Origin of the sequence: Gluconacetobacter sp., from assembly GCF_047721585.1 — a bacterium.
GTDB classification, from domain to species: Bacteria; Pseudomonadota; Alphaproteobacteria; order Acetobacterales; family Acetobacteraceae; genus Gluconacetobacter; species Gluconacetobacter dulcium.
Genome location: NZ_JBDNXE010000078.1, coordinates 1 through 1,347 on the forward strand (window position 1 = coordinate 1; position 1,347 = coordinate 1,347).

General features: G+C 70.8%; 1 protein-coding gene. It reads right to left on the reverse strand.

The genetic code is table 11. The features are described from left to right. Positions 1–1,347, reverse strand: a 1,347-nt coding sequence (locus ABF821_RS13835) for an L-glutamate gamma-semialdehyde dehydrogenase (protein WP_415530425.1), incomplete at both ends; no start/stop codon positions are given.

Sequence of the window (1,347 nt, forward strand, 5' to 3'; positions counted from 1 at the left end):
GGCGTGAAGGCGGGGCAGGTGGCGAGCAGGCGGCGCAGGATCAGTGGGCCGCCTGCTTTGGGGCCGGTGCCGGACAGGCCGCGGCCGCCGAAGGGCTGGACGCCGACCACGGCGCCGATCGTGTTGCGGTTGACGTAGAGATTGCCGGCCGCGATGCGGTTGGTGACGTGTTCCACGGTTTCGGCGATGCGGGTGTGCAGGCCGAAGGTCAGGCCGTAGCCGGTGGCGTTGATCGCTTCGATCAGGCGGTCGAGATTGTCGCGCCGCCAGCGCAGGACGTGCAGGACGGGGCCGAAGACTTCGCGGCCGATGGTGACGATGTCGTCGATCTCGATCAGTGTGGGCGGCAGGAAATGGCCGCCGGGCACTGCGTGCGGCGTGGCGGGAGACCAGACGCGGCAGCCGGCGGCGCGCATGCGCGCGATATGGGCGGCGATGCCGGCGCGGGCGTTCTCGGTGATGACGGGGCCGATATCGGTGGCCAGGAGGGCGGGGTCGCCCACGCGCAGTTCCTGCATCGCGCCGCGCAGCATCGCCAGCATGGGTTCGGCGCAATCCTCCTGCACGCACAGGATGCGCAGGGCGGAGCAGCGCTGGCCTGCGCTGTCGAAGGCGGAGGCGATGACGTCGGTGACGACCTGTTCGGCCAGCGCCGAGGAATCGACGATCATCGCGTTCTGGCCACCGGTCTCCGCGATCAGGGGGACCGGCTGGCCGTTGGCGCCGGTGCGGCCGGCGAGTTGGCGGGCGATCAGGCGCGCGACCTCGGTAGAGCCGGTGAACATGACGGCTGCGATCCGTGGGTCCGCGACCAGGGCCGCGCCGACATCGCCGCCGCCGGGCAGGAGTTGCAGCGCACCGGTGGGAATGCCGGCCTGATGCAGCAGGGAGATGGCGCGGGCGGCGACCAGCGGGGTTTCCTCGGCCGGTTTGGCCAGCACCGCGTTGCCGGCCGCCAGCGCGGCCGAGACCTGGCCGAGGAAGATGGCCAGCGGGAAGTTCCAGGGGCTGATGCAGACGACCGGGCCGACGGGCGTGTGGGTGGCGTTGTCAAAACCCTGCCGGATGGTGGCGGCGTAATAGCGCAGAAAGTCCACGGCTTCGCGGATCTCGCCGACCGCGTTGGGATAGGATTTTCCAGCTTCGCGTATTATCAGGCCGATCAGTTCGGCGTGGTGGGTTTCCAGCAGGTCCGCGGCTGCCTCCAGGCATGCGGCGCGGGTGGCAGGTGGGCGGGCGGACCAGTCCGGCATGGCTGCCGTAGCCAGCCCGACGGCGTGGGTCGCTTGGGCGGTGTCGGCGAAATGCACGGTGCCGGGGGTGTCGTCCGGTCGGGCCGGGTTGGGA